This is a genomic window from Enterocloster aldenensis, assembly GCF_003434055.1.
GTDB classification, from domain to species: domain Bacteria; phylum Bacillota; class Clostridia; order Lachnospirales; family Lachnospiraceae; genus Enterocloster; species Enterocloster aldenensis.
This window is the reverse complement of sequence record NZ_QVEX01000052.1, coordinates 1-304: the sequence shown is the minus strand read 5'-3', so window position 1 is coordinate 304 and position 304 is coordinate 1. Positions and strand designations below refer to the sequence as shown.

Here is a 304-nt window from a genome sequence, read left to right as displayed (position 1 = left end):
TGAACTTTGAAAACAATTTGATTATTGATATCGTTGAATCCAGAACACATGATATCATGTCCGACTATCTATTTAAGATTGATTTGGAAGAAAGAAAAAAGGTCGAATACATATGCACTGATATGAGCTTTATATTCAAACCCTTACTAAAGACATATTTTCCAAATTCGACCTTGCTTGTTGACCATTTTCACGTTACCAGACTAATAAATGATCAACTCAATCATACTCGAAAAAGAATTATGCGTAAATATGCTAAAAATAAAAAATCCAGAGAATACAGATTATTGAAACATCGTTACAA

At 29.9% G+C, this 304-nt stretch carries 1 protein-coding gene; it reads left to right on the top strand.

Annotated elements, in window-relative coordinates; genetic code table 11:
- Positions 1 to 304, top strand: a 304-nt coding sequence (locus DWX59_RS30205; RefSeq protein WP_147325890.1) for a transposase, incomplete at both ends; no start/stop codon positions are given.